At 57.0% G+C, this 16,308-nt stretch carries 13 protein-coding genes and 1 other annotated feature (1 of these 14 running past the window's edge); of the genes, 3 read left to right on the forward strand and 10 right to left on the reverse strand.

Annotation, left to right across the window (positions count from 1 at the left end; all coding sequences use genetic code 11):
• Nucleotides 1-5 precede the first annotated feature (5 nt).
• From nhaA to dnaK, 3 genes are all read right to left on the reverse strand, one after another.
• The gene (gene nhaA, locus OSH03_RS13500) at nucleotides 6-1,181 is read right to left on the reverse strand and encodes a Na+/H+ antiporter NhaA (RefSeq protein WP_266179298.1); all 1,176 of its coding nucleotides are present in this window, start codon (nucleotides 1,179-1,181) and stop codon (nucleotides 6-8) included.
• 173 nt (nucleotides 1,182-1,354) lie between these two features.
• Entirely contained in the window at nucleotides 1,355-2,500 is a 1,146-nt protein-coding gene (dnaJ, locus tag OSH03_RS13505) for a molecular chaperone DnaJ (protein ID WP_061099278.1), read from the reverse strand.
• 87 nt (nucleotides 2,501-2,587) lie between these two features.
• Nucleotides 2,588-4,501, reverse strand: a complete 1,914-nt coding sequence (dnaK, locus tag OSH03_RS13510) for a molecular chaperone DnaK (protein WP_028015465.1) — start codon at nucleotides 4,499-4,501, stop codon at nucleotides 2,588-2,590.
• 296 nt (nucleotides 4,502-4,797) lie between these two features.
• Here dnaK and satP point away from each other — a divergent pair, with 296 nt between their 5' ends.
• Nucleotides 4,798-5,364: an acetate uptake transporter gene (gene satP, locus OSH03_RS13515; RefSeq protein WP_266179299.1), complete on the forward strand. Its 567-nt coding sequence runs from the start codon at nucleotides 4,798-4,800 to the stop codon at nucleotides 5,362-5,364.
• On the opposite strand, the gene OSH03_RS13520 is transcribed toward satP, so the two are convergent.
• The 3 genes from OSH03_RS13520 to tal all read right to left on the reverse strand — a co-directional run bounded on the left by OSH03_RS13520 (nucleotide 5,341) and on the right by tal (nucleotide 8,437).
• Nucleotides 5,341-6,663, reverse strand: coding sequence for an MFS transporter (locus OSH03_RS13520; protein WP_266179300.1), 1,323 nt, complete (start codon nucleotides 6,661-6,663; stop codon nucleotides 5,341-5,343). The two genes, satP and OSH03_RS13520, sit on opposite strands and share 24 nt — an antisense overlap.
• Nucleotides 6,664-6,785: 122 nt before the next feature.
• The gene (mog, locus tag OSH03_RS13525) at nucleotides 6,786-7,373 is read right to left on the reverse strand and encodes a molybdopterin adenylyltransferase (protein ID WP_061099282.1); all 588 of its coding nucleotides are present in this window, start codon (nucleotides 7,371-7,373) and stop codon (nucleotides 6,786-6,788) included.
• 110 nt (nucleotides 7,374-7,483) lie between these two features.
• Nucleotides 7,484-8,437: a transaldolase gene (tal, locus tag OSH03_RS13530; protein ID WP_266179301.1), complete on the reverse strand. Its 954-nt coding sequence runs from the start codon at nucleotides 8,435-8,437 to the stop codon at nucleotides 7,484-7,486.
• Nucleotides 8,438-8,699: 262 nt separating this feature from the next.
• Here tal and OSH03_RS13535 point away from each other — a divergent pair, with 262 nt between their 5' ends.
• Both OSH03_RS13535 and yaaA read left to right on the forward strand, forming a co-directional pair.
• Nucleotides 8,700-10,130 (forward strand): alanine/glycine:cation symporter family protein, encoded by a 1,431-nt coding sequence (locus tag OSH03_RS13535; protein ID WP_266179302.1) that lies wholly within the window; start codon nucleotides 8,700-8,702, stop codon nucleotides 10,128-10,130.
• Nucleotides 10,131-10,196: 66 nt separating this feature from the next.
• Complete coding sequence (gene yaaA, locus OSH03_RS13540; RefSeq protein WP_061099284.1) at nucleotides 10,197-10,970, forward strand: peroxide stress protein YaaA; 774 nt, start codon at nucleotides 10,197-10,199, stop codon at nucleotides 10,968-10,970.
• A 32-nt stretch (nucleotides 10,971-11,002) separates the two neighbouring features.
• On the opposite strand, the gene OSH03_RS13545 is transcribed toward yaaA, so the two are convergent.
• From OSH03_RS13545 to thrA, 4 genes are all read right to left on the reverse strand, one after another.
• Nucleotides 11,003-11,296, reverse strand: a complete 294-nt coding sequence (locus OSH03_RS13545; RefSeq protein WP_061099285.1) for a DUF2502 domain-containing protein — start codon at nucleotides 11,294-11,296, stop codon at nucleotides 11,003-11,005.
• Between the two features lie 249 nt (nucleotides 11,297-11,545).
• Nucleotides 11,546-12,832 (reverse strand): threonine synthase, encoded by a 1,287-nt coding sequence (gene thrC / locus OSH03_RS13550; RefSeq protein WP_266179303.1) that lies wholly within the window; start codon nucleotides 12,830-12,832, stop codon nucleotides 11,546-11,548.
• A 3-nt stretch (nucleotides 12,833-12,835) separates the two neighbouring features.
• A complete protein-coding gene (thrB, locus tag OSH03_RS13555; protein ID WP_266179304.1) occupies nucleotides 12,836-13,765 on the reverse strand; it encodes a homoserine kinase in 930 nt (309 codons plus the stop codon).
• A gap of 1 nt (nucleotide 13,766) precedes the next feature.
• Nucleotides 13,767-16,229, reverse strand: a complete 2,463-nt coding sequence (gene thrA, locus OSH03_RS13560; protein WP_266179305.1) for a bifunctional aspartate kinase/homoserine dehydrogenase I — start codon at nucleotides 16,227-16,229, stop codon at nucleotides 13,767-13,769.
• 24 nt (nucleotides 16,230-16,253) lie between these two features.
• Nucleotides 16,254-16,308, reverse strand: a sequence feature (Thr leader region); it runs 63 nt beyond the window's last position.

Here is a 16,308-nt window from a genome sequence, read left to right on the forward strand (position 1 = left end):
TTCCGTTATGCCTGGACGGCCTGTCCGGACAACTTCACCTTCAACAAGGTATACCCAATCACTGCGGCCAGTAATGACCCGATGAGAATGCCGAGCTTCGCCCAGACGATGAGCTCCGGCGCGTTTGCACCAAACGCCAGCGTCGAGATAAAGATCGACATGGTAAATCCAATACCGCACAGTATGCCGACGGCCATAATCTGACCAAAGGTTGTGCCGTTCGGCAACGACGCCAGCTTCATCTTCAGCGCCAGCCAGCAGAAGAGGCTGATCCCAAGCGGCTTACCGATAAACAGCCCGGCAATAATGCCCAGCGGCAGGACAGACGTCAGCCCGTCCAGCGTAACGCCCTGCAGGGAAACGCCCGCGTTGGCAAACGCAAACAGCGGCAGGATCATAAAGGCGACCCACGGATGCAGCACGTGTTCCAGCTGTTTAGCGGGTGACTTACCGTCCTGCGGCTTAAGCGGCACGAAGAAGCCGACAATTACCCCGGCCAGCGTGGCGTGCACGCCGGATTTCAGTACCGCCGTCCACAGCACCATCCCCACCAGGATATAAATGCCGATGCGACGGACGTTGAAGATGTTCAGCAGCGCCAGCACCGCAATCGCCCCGGCGGCTACGCTCAGGGAGAGGATCGACAGATCGCTGGTGTAAAACAGCGCGATAATCACGATAGCGCCCAGGTCATCGATAATCGCCAGCGCCATCAGGAAGATTTTCAGCGCAACCGGCACGCGGCTGCCGAGCAGGGCTAAGACACCTAGCGCAAAGGCGATATCCGTTGCGGCCGGGATAGCCCAGCCGTCACGCGCGACAGGATCCTGCCAGGTAAATGCGAGGAAGAGCAGCGCCGGAACGACCATCCCGCCAATGGCAGCGATCACCGGAAACGCCGCGCGCTGACGGCTGGCAAGCGAACCGAGCACCAGTTCCCGCTTGACCTCAAGCCCCACCAGCAGGAAGAACACCGCCATCAGCGCATCGTTGATCCACAGCAGCATGTTCTTGTTGATTTCCAGCGCCCCGACCTTCAGCTCGACGGGTGTTTCCAGAAATGCGTGATAGAGATCGCGGGTCATGCCCAGGTTAGCCAGCCCCATCGCGGCCGCAGCGGCAATAATCAGGATCACACCACCGGACGCCTCACTGCTAAAGAAACGGTGTAGTAATTTCATTTATGTTCTCTCTTTTACAACGATACCTCGATAAAACCATAATACCAAGCCAAATAGCTCGGCAAAAACAGATTAATATTGAGTATAGACTCAGTTTTACCGATCTATAACCGCAAATAAAAAAAGCCCGGAATCGCTTCCGGGCTTTTTGAAGATAGGTACCTGCTAACGAATTAGCGGGTCAAATCATCGAAGAATTTTTTGACGCCATCAAAGAAGCTTTTGGAGCGCGGGCTATTTTTCTCACCCGTTGGGCCGCCAAAGCTCTCCTGAAGCTCTTTCAACAGCTGTTTCTGCTTGTCGTTCAGGCCAACCGGCGTTTCCACGACGACGCGGCACAGCAGGTCGCCCTGCGCACCACCGCGAACGGATTTCACGCCTTTGCCGCGCATGCGGAACAGCTTACCGGTCTGGGTTTCGCCAGGAATTTTCAGATTAACGCGACCGTCCAGCGTCGGCACTTCGATTTCACCGCCAAGAGCCGCCATCGCGAAGTTGATCGGCACTTCACAGTACAGGTTATTGCCTTCACGCTCGAAGATGGCGTGCTGCTTCACCTGAACCTGAACGTACAGATCGCCTGCCGGCGCGCCGTGCTCGCCTGCTTCGCCCTCACCCGCCAGACGGATGCGATCGCCCGTATCAACGCCAGCCGGGATCTTAACGGACAGGGTCTTGGTTTTTTCAACGCGACCGTGGCCGTGACACTTGGTGCACGGATCTTTAATCAGCGTTCCGCGACCGTGACAGTGCGGACAGGCCTGCTGTACCGCGAAGAAGCCCTGACGCATCTGTACCTGACCAGAGCCGTGACAGGTTGGACAGGTCTGTGGCTGCGTACCCGCTTTCGCGCCGCTGCCGTGGCAAACGTCACACTCTTCCAGCGTCGGGATACGGATCTCTTTGGTGACGCCACGAACGGCCTCTTCAAGAGTGAGATCCATGTTGTAGCGCAGGTCTGCGCCGCGCGCCGCGCGCTGACGACCACGACCGCCGCCGAAGATATCGCCGAACACGTCGCCAAAGATGTCGCTGAAATCCGCACCGCCGCCAAAGCCGCCGCCACCGAATCCACCGCCACCCATGCCGCCCTGTTCAAAGGCTGCGTGGCCGTACTGGTCGTAGGCCGCACGTTTTTGTGAATCGGTCAGGACTTCGTAGGCTTCTTTGATCTCTTTAAATTTTGCTTCAGCCTCTTTGTCACCCTGGTTACGGTCCGGGTGGAATTTCATGGCCAGGCGCTTATACGCCTTTTTGATTTCACGCTCTTCCGCAGTTTTCGGAACGCCTAAAATCTCGTAATAGTCTTGCTTTGCCATTGGTTTTTTTAAGCCCCTTAACATGCGAGCACGGGCGTGGAGAGTTCTCCTACGCCCGTGCCGATTAATTACCCTGCATCAGGGCGATTATTTTTTGTCTTTAACTTCTTCGAACTCAGCGTCGACAACGTCGTCGTCTTTCGCGTTGTTCGCAGAAGCGTCAGCGCCCGCCTGCTGCTGTGCGTGCTGCTGCTGAGCGATTTCCATCAGCTTCTGGGAAGCCTGTGCCAGCTCCTGCATCTTCGCTTCGATATCCGCTTTGTCTTCGCCTTTCAGAGACGTTTCCAGCGCGGTCAGTGCAGCTTCGATAGCAGTTTTGTCTTCCGCTGGCAGTTTATCGCCCGCTTCTTCAACCTGCTTACGGGTGCTGTGCAGCAGATGGTCACCCTGGTTACGGGTCTGAACCAGCTCTTCGAACTTACGGTCGGATTCCGCGTTAGCTTCGGCATCGCGAACCATTTTTTCGATTTCCGCTTCGTTCAGGCCAGAAGATGCCTTGATGGTGATCTTCTGCTCTTTACCGCTGTTTTTATCTTTCGCAGACACGTGCAGGATACCGTCAGCATCGATGTCGAAGGTGACTTCGATCTGCGGCATGCCGCGCGGTGCCGGGTTGATGCCGTCCAGGTTAAACTGACCCAGAGACTTGTTATCAGACGCACGCTTACGCTCACCCTGCAGCACATGGATGGTTACCGCAGACTGGTTGTCTTCAGCGGTAGAGAACACCTGGCTGTGCTTGGTTGGGATGGTGGTGTTTTTGTTGATGAGCGCAGTCATCACACCACCCATGGTTTCGATACCCAGAGACAGCGGGGTAACGTCCAGCAGCAGTACGTCTTTCACTTCACCGGTCAGAACGCCGCCCTGAACCGCCGCACCGATTGCCACAGCTTCGTCCGGGTTCACGTCTTTACGTGGCTCTTTACCAAAGAATTCAGCCACTTTCTTCTGAACCATTGGCATACGAGTCTGACCACCTACCAGGATAACGTCCTGAATGTCAGATACGGACAGGCCAGCATCCTGCAGTGCAACCTTCAGCGGCTCGATAGAACGGTTCACCAGGTCTTCTACCAGGCTTTCCAGTTTCGCACGGGTCACTTTGATGTTCATGTGTTTAGGACCGGTCGCGTCTGCGGTGATGTACGGCAGGTTCACGTCGGTCTGCTGAGCGGAAGACAGTTCGATCTTCGCTTTCTCAGCGGCTTCTTTCAGGCGCTGCATCGCCAGCGGGTCGTTACGCAGGTCAATGCCCTGATCTTTCTTGAACTCGTCAACGAGGTAGTTGATCAGACGGGTATCGAAGTCTTCACCACCCAGGTGGGTATCACCGTTGGTTGCCAGAACTTCGAAGGTTTTTTCGCCGTCAACTTCGTCGATTTCGATAATAGAGATATCGAAGGTACCACCACCCAGGTCGTAAACCGCGATAGTACGGTTGCCAACTTCTTTATCCAGACCGTAAGCCAGCGCCGCTGCGGTTGGTTCGTTGATGATACGTTTTACTTCCAGACCTGCGATACGGCCAGCATCTTTGGTTGCCTGACGCTGAGCATCGTTGAAGTAGGCAGGTACGGTGATAACAGCTTCAGTTACCGGCTCACCCAGATAATCTTCAGCGGTTTTCTTCATTTTTTTCAGCACTTCAGCAGAGATCTGCGGCGGTGCCGTTTTGGTGCCTTTCACATCAAGCCACGCATCGCCGTTATCTGCCGCGATGATTTTGTAAGGCATGATAGAAACGTCACGCTGAACTTCTTCGTCCTGGAAGCGGCGGCCAATCAGGCGTTTGATCGCAAACAGGGTGTTTTGCGGGTTTGTCACTGCCTGACGTTTAGCCGGCTGACCAACCAGAGTTTCACCATCCTGGGTATAAGCAATGATAGAAGGCGTGGTGCGATCGCCCTCGGCGTTCTCCAGCACGCGTGCAGTAGTGCCGTCCATAATCGCTACACAAGAGTTGGTAGTACCCAGGTCGATACCAATAATTTTACCCATCTAAACGTCTCCACTAAAAATTCAGTCAACATGTGGTTGTGTACCTGTAATAAGGGCAGAACGTGCTTTTTCAACTGCCCAGATTTGATTTTTTTCAGGTCCACACACTGCGGTTGACTACAAGATGGGGTCGCGACGGCATCCATCAAGGGGCAAGCATAAAAAAAATTTTAATTTCACCCTGATGAGATCATAGACGGCGTCGATGCCGCCCATTATGATGCCGCGCCCCGTCAGGGAGAATTGACGCGGGTTTAACCATTTCACCATATTAATGATGATTTTTTTGAGGACTTATGGGCAACACTAAGTTGGCTAATCCGGCTCCGCTGGGCCTGATGGGTTTTGGCATGACCACCATTCTGCTGAACCTACACAACATCGGGATGTTCCCGATGGACGGCATTATCCTGGCGATGGGCATTTTTTACGGCGGTATCGCGCAAATCTTCGCGGGCCTGCTGGAATATAAGAAAGGCAACACCTTCGGCTTAACCGCCTTCACCTCTTACGGCTCGTTCTGGCTTACCCTGGTCGCCATCCTGCTGATGCCGAAAATGGGCCTGGCAGACGCGGCAAACGCCCACTTCCTGGGCGTCTACCTGGGCCTGTGGGGCATCTTCACCCTGTTCATGTTCTTCGGCACCCTGAAAGGCAACCGCGCGCTGCAGTTCGTCTTCCTGAGCCTGACCGTGCTGTTCGCCCTGCTGGCGATTGGCCACCTGGCGGATAACGAAGGCATTGTTCACGTCGCAGGCTGGATTGGTCTGGTGTGCGGCGCAAGCGCTATCTACCTGGCAATGGGTGAAGTGCTGAACGAACAGTTTGACCGCACCATTTTACCTATTGGTGAAAAACACTGATCCCTCTGTCGTGCCCGCCTCGCGGGCACGATATTCCCCCGCCTGACGAAGCCAAACGCCTAATCCCAGCCCCATCAGCGAGAGCGCGAGTACATACCAGGCAGGCGCCATCGGCGACACCCCCATCATCACCGTGACCACAATCGGCGTCAGCCCGCCGAAAATGGCATACGCGACGTTATAAGAGAACGAGATCCCGGTGAAGCGAACCTCCGGCGGAAAGGCGCGCACCATGACGTAAGGCACGGCACCCACTACGCCCACGCACAGCCCCACGATGCCGTACAGCAGGAACAGCTGTTCAGGATGCGTGCCCGCCAGATGGTAGAACGCCCAGCTCGACGCGGCCAGCAGCAGGCTGCCGACGATGAAGGTCAGGCTGGCACCGAAACGATCCGCCGCCAGCCCGGCGGCCAGACAGCCAAAGCAGAGCATGATTGTCGCGATACTGTTTGCCTGTAAGGTTACGGCAGGGGCGAAACCGTACTGCTTCTGCAGCCACACCGGCGACATCAAAATCACCACCACGATGCCCGCCGACAGCAGCCAGGTGAGCAGCATCGACACCACCACCGCTTTTTTATGACGCACCACAACGGCTTTGACCGGCAGCTCTTGCGCCAGCGCTTTACGCTGCTGCATTTCGAGGAAAATCGGCGTCTCCTGCAGCCAGCGGCGCAGGTACATTGCCACCAGACCAAACGCCCCGCCCAGCAGGAACGGAATACGCCAGCCCCAGTCGTGCACGGCCTGCTGCGTCATGCTGGTGTTGACTATCGTCGCCACCACCGACCCCAACAGGATCCCGACGGTCAGCCCCGCCGTTAACGTTCCGCAGGCGATCCCGATGCGGCGGGCAGGAACGTGCTCCGCCACAAACACCCAGGCCCCCGGCACTTCCCCGCCGATGGCCGCGCCCTGAAGAATGCGCATCAGCAGTAGCAATAGCGGGGCGAGAATGCCCATGGAGGCATAGGTGGGCAGCAGGCCGATGGCCAGCGTCGGCACGGCCATCAGCAGAATGCTCAGGGTAAACATCTTCTTACGCCCGACAAGATCGCCAAAGTGGGCCATGACGATGCCGCCCAGCGGACGCGCCAGATACCCGGCAGCAAAGATGCCGAAGGTTTGCACCTGACGCAGCCATTCCGGAATATCCGCCGGGAAGAAGAGCGCCCCCACTACGGCGGCGAAGAAGACAAAGATGATGAAGTCGTAAAACTCCAGCGCGCCGCCTAAGGCGGCGAGCGTAAGCGTTTTGTAGTCCTGTCGATTCAGAGGTCGGGTGTTATGTGACATAGCGAACCATTGTGCATGTGTTGTGGATTATTTTTTACATCAATCGTAAAGAAAAAATTACTATATCGTAAATCCATTTACACGCTACTGCGGCTGGCGCTAATGTCACATTTTAGTTAATTTCAGGAGATTGTCTCGCGACGTGCGCTTTTAGGACGAAATGCTGCTACCACTTTGTCGTCAGTTTCCACGTACGGCCCGTCAAGCAACTGTATACAATACGGTACACTTGCAAATATGCCGTGCACGATGACGCTGCCGTCCTCGGCTTTTAATCCTTCCAGCGTCTCTTTGATCGACTTTGGCTGCCCCGGCAGGTTCAGTATTAGCGCCTGTTTGCGGATCACTCCCACCTGGCGGGAAAGGATTGCCGTCGGGACAAAGTGTAGACTGATCTGGCGCATCTGTTCGCCGAAGCCCGGCATTTCACGATCGGCAATAGCCAGCGTCGCGTCCGGCGTCACGTCGCGGCGCGCGGGGCCGGTTCCGCCCGTGGTCAGCACAAGGTGACAGCTCATCTCATCCACCAGCTCACACAGGGTCTGCTCGATGATCGGCTGCTCGTCCGGGATCAGGCGAGTCTGGATCTCAAACGGGGTGGTCAGCGCGCTTGCCAGCCACGCTTCCAGAGCGGGGATGCCTTTATCCTGGTAAACGCCGCTGGAGGCGCGGTCAGAAATCGACACTAAGCCGATGCGTAAGGTATTCATATCCATTCCATTCAAAAAGTACTGATTAAAGGGAATGATACACGCAGAGGGAAAATTCAGACAGAGATCAGAAGAAGACGCGTGACCGGGAGCCCGGTCACGCAGAATGATTACAGCAGGTCGCCGATCATTTTTTCCAGTTTTTCCTGGTCGATAGCAAACTTACGGATACCGTCCGCCAGTTTGTCTACAGCCATTGGATCCTGGTTGTGCTGCCACAGGAACTCGGATTCGGTGATGCGCTCCGGGCGCGCCTTCACTTCGCCGGTGTAAGACAGCTTACGCTCGATAGCACCTTCGCTTTCTGCCAGCTCTTTCAGCAGCGCAGGGGCGATGGTCAGACGGTCACAGCCGGCCAGCTCGATGATTTCACCCACGTTACGGAAGCTTGCGCCCATAACCACGGTCTCATAGCCGTGCTGTTTGTAGTATTCGTAGATTTCAGTCACGGAAATCACGCCTGGATCTTCAGACGCCGCGTACTCTTTCTTGTCGGTGTTGGCTTTGTACCAGTCCAGAATACGGCCCACGAACGGAGAAATCAGGTACACGCCTGCTTCCGCACACGCACGCGCCTGCGCGAAGGAGAACAGCAGGGTCAGGTTACAGTTGATGCCTTCTTTTTCCAGCTGCTCTGCAGCGCGAATGCCCTGCCAGGTCGACGCCAGTTTGATCAGGATACGGTCGTTGCTGATGCCCGCGTCGTTATACAGTTTGATCAGGCGTTTTGCTTTCGCGATTGACGCTTCGGTGTCGTAGGAGAGACGAGCATCCACTTCGGTAGAGATGCGGCCCGGAACCAGTTTCAGAATTTCCAGACCGATGTTCACTGCCAGTTTATCGGTAGCATCCACAACCTGCTGCGCGCGGTCATTGCTCTGCGCTTTCGCCCAGGTCACAGCCTCGTCAATCACTTTGCGATACTCAGGGATCTGTGCGGCGTTAAGGATCAGAGAAGGGTTAGTTGTGGCATCCTGCGGCTGGTACAGCTTCATTGCCGCGATATCTCCGGTGTCAGCTACGACAGTGGTGAACTGACGAAGGGAGGTCAATTTATCCGTCATGATAGTGTTTCTCTTTTAACGTGCCCTGGATAATTCACGCTACCGACAGCATGCCTGCAGCGGAAAAATGACAGGTTTACTTGTTAGGGGGATGTAACCGGTCTGCCCTGATGATAACACGACGGAGGGGTAGCGCAACCGCAGACAGTGCGCTTAGGCAGAGTATGATAAACTCAGAATATTAACAGGCTGCTAAGCAACAGCATGCCCAATCAGTGGTAGCGCTTACATATTCACGTTGGCATCAACAAGAGGGACGTTAATGCCTGATTTCTTTTTCTTTATAAACGAAGTCCTCTGGGGTTCGATTATGATCTACCTGCTTCTGGGAGCAGGTATCTGGTTTACGCTACGCAGTGGGTTTATCCAGTTTCGCTATATTCGCAAATTTGGCAGAAGTCTGAAAAACAGCGTCACGCCCCAGCCGGGCGGATTAACGTCGTTTCAGGCGCTGTGTACCAGCCTGGCTGCCCGCCTCGGTAGCGGAAACCTGGCGGGCGTTGCGCTGGCCATCAGCGCCGGTGGGCCAGGCGCGGTGTTCTGGATGTGGGTCACGGCGCTTCTCGGAATGGCGACCTCTTTTGCCGAAAGTTCGCTGGCACAGCTCTATAAAGAGAAAGACAGAAACGGGCAGTTCCGCGGCGGTCCGGCCTGGTATATGGCGCGTGGCTTAGGAATGCGCTGGATGGGCGTTCTCTTCTCGCTTTTTTTACTGCTCGCGTACGGTCTTATCTTTAATACCGTGCAGTCAAACTCCGTCGCCCACGCCCTGCGCTATACCTTCTCCTGCCCGGAGTGGATCACCGGCATCGTTTTAGCCCTCTTTGTTTTGTTCACCATTTCTGCCGGCCTGAAAGGCGTTGCCCGCCTGATGCAGTGGCTGGTTCCCATCATGGCGCTGCTCTGGGTTGCCGCGAGCCTGGTCGTCGCTGCGCTGCATGTCGACCAGGTTCCGGGCGTGATTGCGACCATCTTTAAAAGCGCCTTTGGCTGGCGTGAGGTAGCGTCAGGCGCGCTGGGCTACACCGTGAGCCAGGCGCTGATGGCAGGTTTTCAGCGAGGCATGTTCTCCAATGAAGCCGGGATGGGCTCCACTCCCAACGCCGCCGCGGCCGCCTCTTCCTGGCCACCGCACCCCGCAGCGCAGGGTATCGTGCAGATGATAGGCGTTTTTATGGACACCGTTATTATCTGTTCCGCCAGCGCCATGATCCTTCTGCTGGCCGGCCCGGTGCCTCATGCCTCGGACGCCGTCGGGATCCAATTTCTCCAGCAGGCGCTGGTGAACCTTACCGGTGGCTGGGGGGCGGGATTTGTCTCGCTCATTCTGATGCTGTTCGCCTTCAGTTCGATTGTGGTGAATTATCTGTACGCCGAAAATAACCTTATCTTTCTGAAATTCGACTCTCGTCCGGCCATCCTTTTGCTTCGCCTGGGCGTGATACTGATGGTGATCGCGGGCTCCCTTCTGAATATGCCGCTGGTCTGGCAGCTGGCGGATGTCATTATGGCGCTAATGGCAATCACGAACCTGACGGCGATCCTGCTGCTCTCGCCCGTTGTTAACCTGATTGCCAGGGATTATCTTCGCCAGCGCAAGCTGGGCGTTCCTCCGGTATTTGATGCCGCACGCTATCCCGAAATTCAGTCCCAGCTTGCCCCCGGCACCTGGGATGATTTGCCCCGGCGATAACAGCTATCGATCAATTCAGGGCGATTTTTTGTTAAAGTCGCTCTAAATTTCCTGCAAGGACTGGATATGCTGATTCTGATTTCACCTGCAAAGACGCTCGACTACCAGAGCCCGCTCGCCACCGAGCGTTATACCCAGCCAGAACTGCTGGACTATTCGCAACAGCTGATCCGCGAAGCGCGCAAGCTCTCTGCGCCGCAAATCGCCTCGCTGATGAGCATCAGCGACAAGCTGGCGGACCTGAACGCGACCCGGTTCCACGAGTGGCACCCGGATTTCACCCCCGCCAACGCGCGCCAGGCGATCCTGGCGTTTAAGGGCGACGTCTACACCGGCCTGCAGGCGGAAGATTTTAGCGAAGCCGACTTTGATTTTGCCCAGCAGCACCTGCGCATGCTGTCGGGCCTGTATGGCGTGCTGCGCCCGCTGGATCTGATGCAGCCATATCGTCTGGAGATGGGGATTCGCCTGGAAAACGCCAAAGGCAAAGACCTGTACCATTTCTGGGGCGATATCATTACCGACAAGCTGAACGCGGCGCTGCATGCTCAGGGCGATAACGTGGTGGTTAACCTGGCATCCGATGAGTACTACAAGTCGGTGAAGCCGAAAAAGTTGAACGCGGAGATCGTTAAGCCGGTCTTCCTTGATGAGAAGAACGGCAAGTTCAAGGTCATCAGCTTCTACGCTAAAAAAGCGCGTGGCCTGATGAGCCGCTACATCATACAGAACCGCCTGACGAAGCCGGAGCAGCTGACCGGGTTTAACAGTGAAGGGTATTTCTTTGACGAAGAGGCGTCGGGGAAAGGCGAGCTGGTGTTTAAGCGCCACGAGCAGTAAAACACAACCCCGCCTGCTGGCGGGGTTTTGCGTTAATGGTGCTTCCAGTCCGGTCCCGGACGGTGGTCGTCGTGATGATGGTCGTGTCGGTCATCACGATCGCGACGTTCATCGTGCGGGCGCCAGTGGTTATCGCGCCAGTCATAATGTGCCTTCCACCAGTCGTGGTCGCGCCAGCGGCCGCCGTCCCAGTAATGTCCATTATTATCCCGATCGCCAATCTGCAGCTTGACCGCAGGTACGAGAGTAATTTCAGATGCCTGTACCGCCATGGGAGCGACCAGCATCAGTGAAAGCGCAATCAGCGCAGGTTTCAGTTTAGACATCGGTGACTCCTTATGATTCTTGCCCAACGTGGGCCGATGTAAGGAGATTACGCGAGGGGAACCGGGGATGTTATTCTCTGCAATCCTAAACGCTAAGTGACCGCATTTATTGGGAATTTCTGCTTTTTACCTGCTATTTTTCTCCTTAATTTCTTCACAAAAAAAGCCGGGTGGCGCTGCGCTTATCCGGCTTACGATAAGTTCGTCGTTGTAGGCCCGGTAAGGCGAAGCCGCCACCGGGCAACACAATCACGCGCGGGTCATCATCAGCTTACGCAGCGCGGCAAAATCCGCCGGCAGCTCATGAGACAGCAGCGGCAGGTCGGCGCGCTCGGCCAGCTCTTTTGGCAACGGCAGCGTTTCGCCCAGAATCTCTTCCACGCTCTCTTTGAACTTCGCCGGATGCGCGGTGCCCAGGAACAGGCCATATTCACCCGGGTTAAGCTGGTCGCGCAGCGCGCGGTACGCAATTGCCGCGTGCGGCTCAGAGGTGTAGCCCACCGCTTTCAGCTCGCGCATGGTGGCTTTGGTGGTTTCGTCCGTCACCGCAGCGTAGCCCAGGTCACCCAGACGCCACACCTTGCGGCGGAACAGCTCTTCCACGCGCGGCCAGTTGTTCGGCTGTGACACGTCCATGGCATTGGACAGCGTCGCCTGCGTGGCGTTAGGTGCCCATTTGCCGTCTTTCAGGAAGCGCGGCACGGTGTCGTTGGCGTTGGTGGCGGCGATAAAGCGTTTTACCGGCAGACCGAGAGATTTCGCCAGCAGGCCCGCCGTCAGGTCGCCAAAGTTACCGCTTGGTACGGAAACCACCAGCTGATTGCGCGCTTCCTGCGGCAGCTGAGCCACCGCTTCGAAGTAGTAGCAAATCTGCGCCAGCAGGCGGCTGATGTTGATGGAGTTCGCCGAGTTCAGCCCCAGCGCAGCCTTCAGCTCCTCATCATCGAACGCCTGCTTGACCAGCGCCTGGCAGGCATCGAAATCGCCGTCGATCGCCACGGTTTCAATGTTGCCGCCGAGGGTGCAGAACAGTTTTTCCTGCAGCGGGCTGATCTTGCCTTTCGGATAGAGGATCACCACGCGGACGTTTTTCAGGCCGTAGAACGCGTGGGCCACCGCCGCGCCGGTATCGCCGGAGGTGGCGGTCAGGATGGTTACCGGCTTGTCGCCGCTGATGTGGGTCAGCATCTGCGCCATAAAGCGGCCGCCGAAATCTTTAAACGCCAGGGTCGGGCCGTGGAACAGTTCCAGACAGCCGACGTCAGGCTCCACCTGCTTAACCGGAGCCGGGAAAGCAAACGCCGCGCGCACGCGCTCTTCCAGCAGCTCCTGCGGGATTTCGTCGCCGATAAATGCAGAAAGAATTTTGGTGCTGCGGGTGACAAAATCCTGCTTCAGCAGTTCATCAATTTCGGTCAGCTGAAATTCCGGCAGGTCATGCGGGAAAAACAGCCCCTGGTTTTTTCCCAGCCCCTGAGTTACCGCCTGCGCGAAGCTGACCTGCTCGTTATGATCTTTAAGGTTGTAGAGTTTCATTAATTATCCCAGTACTCGTGCGCCAGCCGTGTCCAGACGGCAAATATGAACAAAGCCTTCCTGATTTTGCAGGTAGTGTTTAGAGAGCCAGTCCGCCACGCGCTTCGCGGTGTCTGGCTTATCGCACAGGGCGAACAGCGTCGGGCCGGAGCCGGAGATGCCGCACGCCTGCGCGCCGATATCCATTGAAGCCTGTCGCGCCTCGTTGAAGCCGGGCAGCAGCTTCGTGCGGTACGGCTCGGCAATGACGTCTTTCATCAGTTTCGCCGCCAGCTGCGGCTGACGGGTATAGCAGGCGTGGATAAAGCCCGCCAGATGACGCCCGTGGGCGATACAGTCCTGGCGACGATACTGCGCAGGCAGGATCGCACGCGCTTCCGCGGTAGAAACCTTGATGCCCGGATACGCCAGCACCCACAGCCACTCGTCAAACCCTGGCACCTGCTGGCTGATGATGCCATTTTCTTCGATCATCAGCTGCATACCGCCAAGGAAGCACGGCGCCACGTTATCGTAATGAATACTGCCGGAGATGCGCCCTTCCAGCTCGCCCATCAGCCCCAGCAGGCGGCTGTTGTTCAGCGGCTTGCCGCAGTGTTCGTTCATCGCCACCAGCGCGGCGACCACCGAGCAGGCGCTGGAGCCCAGCCCCGAGCCAATCGGCATACTTTTTTTCAGCGTCATAGAAACCGGCACCTTTTTGCCGATCTCCTGACAGAAGCGTTCCCAGCACTGATAGACGATATTCTCGCGCGGGTCGGACGGCAGCTTGCTGGCGAAGCGGCCCACGTTATTCAGGCTGAAGCTCTCTGCCGCTTCCACCGTGACCGTATCGCCCAATAGTGAACCGTCCACCGGCGTCACCGCCGCACCCAGCACGTCAAATCCGACGCTCATATTGGCGCTGGAAGCCGGGGCATAAACTTTGACCATGTTAGACTCCTAACTTCCATGACAGGGTACGCAGCAGATCGGCAAACACGCCCGCCGCCGTAACATCGTTCCCTGCGCCATAGCCGCGAAGCACCAGCGGCAATGGCTGATAATAGTGGCTGTAAAACGCGAGGGCGTTTTCACCGTTTTTGACTTTGTACAGCGGGTCGTTGCCATCCACTTCGGCAATCTTCACCCGGCACACGCCATCTTCTTCAATGTTGCCAACATAGCGCAATACCTTACCTTCATCACGGGCTTTCGCAACGCGTGCGGCAAAGGCATCGTCAAGCTGGGGCAAATTCGCCATAAAGGTGCTGACATCGCCGCTGCTGTCAAATTCGGCTGGCAGCACGGGTTCAATCACGATGTCGGAAAGCTCCAGCTCGCGCCCCGTCTCACGCACCAGGATCAGCAGCTTACGCGCCACGTCCATACCGGAGAGATCGTCACGCGGGTCCGGCTCGGTGTAGCCCAGCTCGCGCGCGGCGCGGGTGGCTTCCGAGAGGCTCATGCCCTCATCCAGCTTGCCAAAGATAAACGACAGGGAGCCGGAGAGAATGCCGGAGAAACGCTGCAGTTCGTCACCCGCGTTCAGCAGGTTTTGCAGGTTTTCGATAACCGGCAGGCCGGCGCCGACGTTAGTGTCGTACAGGAACTTGCGGCGCGACTTGCTCGCCGCCAGGCGCAGCTGGTGATAGTAATCCATCGACGAGGTATTAGCCTTTTTGTTCGGCGTCACCACGTGGAAGCCTTCGCGCAGGAAATCGGCGTACTGGTCAGCCACCGCTTGGTTCGAGGTACAGTCGACGATCACCGGGTTAAGCAGGTGATACTCTTTCACCAGGCGGATCAGGCGCCCCAGGTTGAACGGCTCTTTCGCCTCTTCCAGCTCTGCCTGCCAGTTCTCCAGGTTAAGGCCGTGAACGTTGGTCAGCAGCGCTCTGGAGTTGGCAATCCCGCAGACGCGCAGGTCGATATGCTTTTTCTTAAGCCACTCCTGCTGGCGCTTCACCTGCTCCAGCAATGCGCCACCGACGCCGCCCACGCCAATCAGGAACAGCTCGATGACCTGATCGGTGTTGAACAGCATCTGGTGAACCACGCGCACGCCGGTAGTGGCGTCATCGTTGTCCACCACCACGGAGATTGAACGCTCGGACGAGCCCTGGGCAATCGCCACGATATTGATATTGGCCCGCGCCAGCGCGGCAAAGAATTTGGCGGAGATACCGCGCAGGGTGCGCATACCGTCGCCGACCACGGAGATCACGGCCAGGCGCTCCTGAATGGAGAGCGGCTCCAGCAGTTCCTCTTTCAACTCCAGATAGAACTCTTCTTCCAGCGCGCGGCGGGCGCGCAGGCAGTCGATCTGCGGCACGCAGAAGCTGATGCTGTACTCGGAAGAGGACTGGGTGATCAGCACCACCGAGATACCGTTGCGTGACATGGCCGCAAAAACGCGCGCCGCCATGCCGACCATCCCCTTCATCCCCGGACCGGAGACGCTGAACATCGCCATGTTGTTCAGGTTGGAAATGCCTTTCACCGGCAGGCCATCTTCATCGCTGCTGGCGCCAATCAGCGTGCCCGGCGCCTGCGGGTTACCGGTGTTTTTAATCAGGCAAGGGATCTGGAACTGGGCAATTGGGGAGATGGTACGCGGGTGAAGCACTTTGGCACCGAAGTAGGAAAGCTCCATCGCCTCCTGATACGACATCGACTTCAGCAGCCTGGCGTCCGGCACCTGGCGCGGGTCACAGGTATAGACGCCGTCGACGTCAGTCCAGATCTCACAACAGTCCGCGCGTAAACAGGCGGCCAGCACGGCGGCAGAGTAGTCGGAGCCGTTACGGCCCAGCACCACCAGTTCACCCTTCTCATTTCCGGCGGTAAAGCCCGCCATCAGGATCATATGGTCAGAGGGGATTTTGCTCGCGGCAATACGGCGGGTTGATTCGGCAATATCAACGGTAGATTCGAGGTAGTGGCCCACCGCCAGCAGTTTCTCAACCGGGTTGATAACGGTCACGCTATGGCCGCGCGCTTCCAGCACGCCCGCCATGATGGCGATGGAGAGTTTTTCGCCCCGGCAGATCAGCGCCGCGTTGACGCTGTCCGGGCACTGGCCCAGCAGGCTGATGCCGTGCAGCACATGTTTAATTTGAGCAAATTCCTGCTCAACGAAGGACTTCAGCTGCGCGAGCGGGAAACCAAGCTGCGCCTCTGCCAGCCCCTGCAGCAGCTCGGCGAAGATACGCTCGGCATCGCTGATGTTCGGGAGTGCATCCTGGCCACCGATGGTCTTTTCAATCATCGCCACCAGATGGTTTGTGATTTTTGCCGGGGCAGAGAGCACGGTCGCAACCTGCCCCTGCCTGGCGTTGCTCTCCAGGATATCGGCAACACGCAGAAAACGTTCTGCATTTGCCACTGATGTACCGCCGAACTTCAACACTCGCATGGTTCTACCTCGTTTCCTTTAGCCGAAAAAAAAGCCCGCACTGTTCAGGTGCGGGCTTTTTTCTGTTTTTCCTGTACGC

It is taken from the genome of Enterobacter nematophilus (assembly GCF_026344075.1).
GTDB classification, from domain to species: Bacteria; Pseudomonadota; Gammaproteobacteria; order Enterobacterales; family Enterobacteriaceae; genus Enterobacter; species Enterobacter nematophilus.

Coding starts and splice junctions, on each gene's coding strand:
- nhaA (WP_266179298.1), bottom strand. CDS start 1,181: ATGAAATTACTACACCGTTTCTTTAGCAGTGAGGCGTCCGGTGGTGTG.
- dnaJ (WP_061099278.1), bottom strand. CDS start 2,500: ATGGCAAAGCAAGACTATTACGAGATTTTAGGCGTTCCGAAAACTGCG.
- dnaK (WP_028015465.1), bottom strand. CDS start 4,501: ATGGGTAAAATTATTGGTATCGACCTGGGTACTACCAACTCTTGTGTA.
- satP (WP_266179299.1), top strand. CDS start 4,798: ATGGGCAACACTAAGTTGGCTAATCCGGCTCCGCTGGGCCTGATGGGT.
- OSH03_RS13520 (WP_266179300.1), bottom strand. CDS start 6,663: ATGTCACATAACACCCGACCTCTGAATCGACAGGACTACAAAACGCTT.
- mog (WP_061099282.1), bottom strand. CDS start 7,373: ATGAATACCTTACGCATCGGCTTAGTGTCGATTTCTGACCGCGCCTCC.
- tal (WP_266179301.1), bottom strand. CDS start 8,437: ATGACGGATAAATTGACCTCCCTTCGTCAGTTCACCACTGTCGTAGCT.
- OSH03_RS13535 (WP_266179302.1), top strand. CDS start 8,700: ATGCCTGATTTCTTTTTCTTTATAAACGAAGTCCTCTGGGGTTCGATT.
- yaaA (WP_061099284.1), top strand. CDS start 10,197: ATGCTGATTCTGATTTCACCTGCAAAGACGCTCGACTACCAGAGCCCG.
- OSH03_RS13545 (WP_061099285.1), bottom strand. CDS start 11,296: ATGTCTAAACTGAAACCTGCGCTGATTGCGCTTTCACTGATGCTGGTC.
- thrC (WP_266179303.1), bottom strand. CDS start 12,832: ATGAAACTCTACAACCTTAAAGATCATAACGAGCAGGTCAGCTTCGCG.
- thrB (WP_266179304.1), bottom strand. CDS start 13,765: ATGGTCAAAGTTTATGCCCCGGCTTCCAGCGCCAATATGAGCGTCGGA.
- thrA (WP_266179305.1), bottom strand. CDS start 16,229: ATGCGAGTGTTGAAGTTCGGCGGTACATCAGTGGCAAATGCAGAACGT.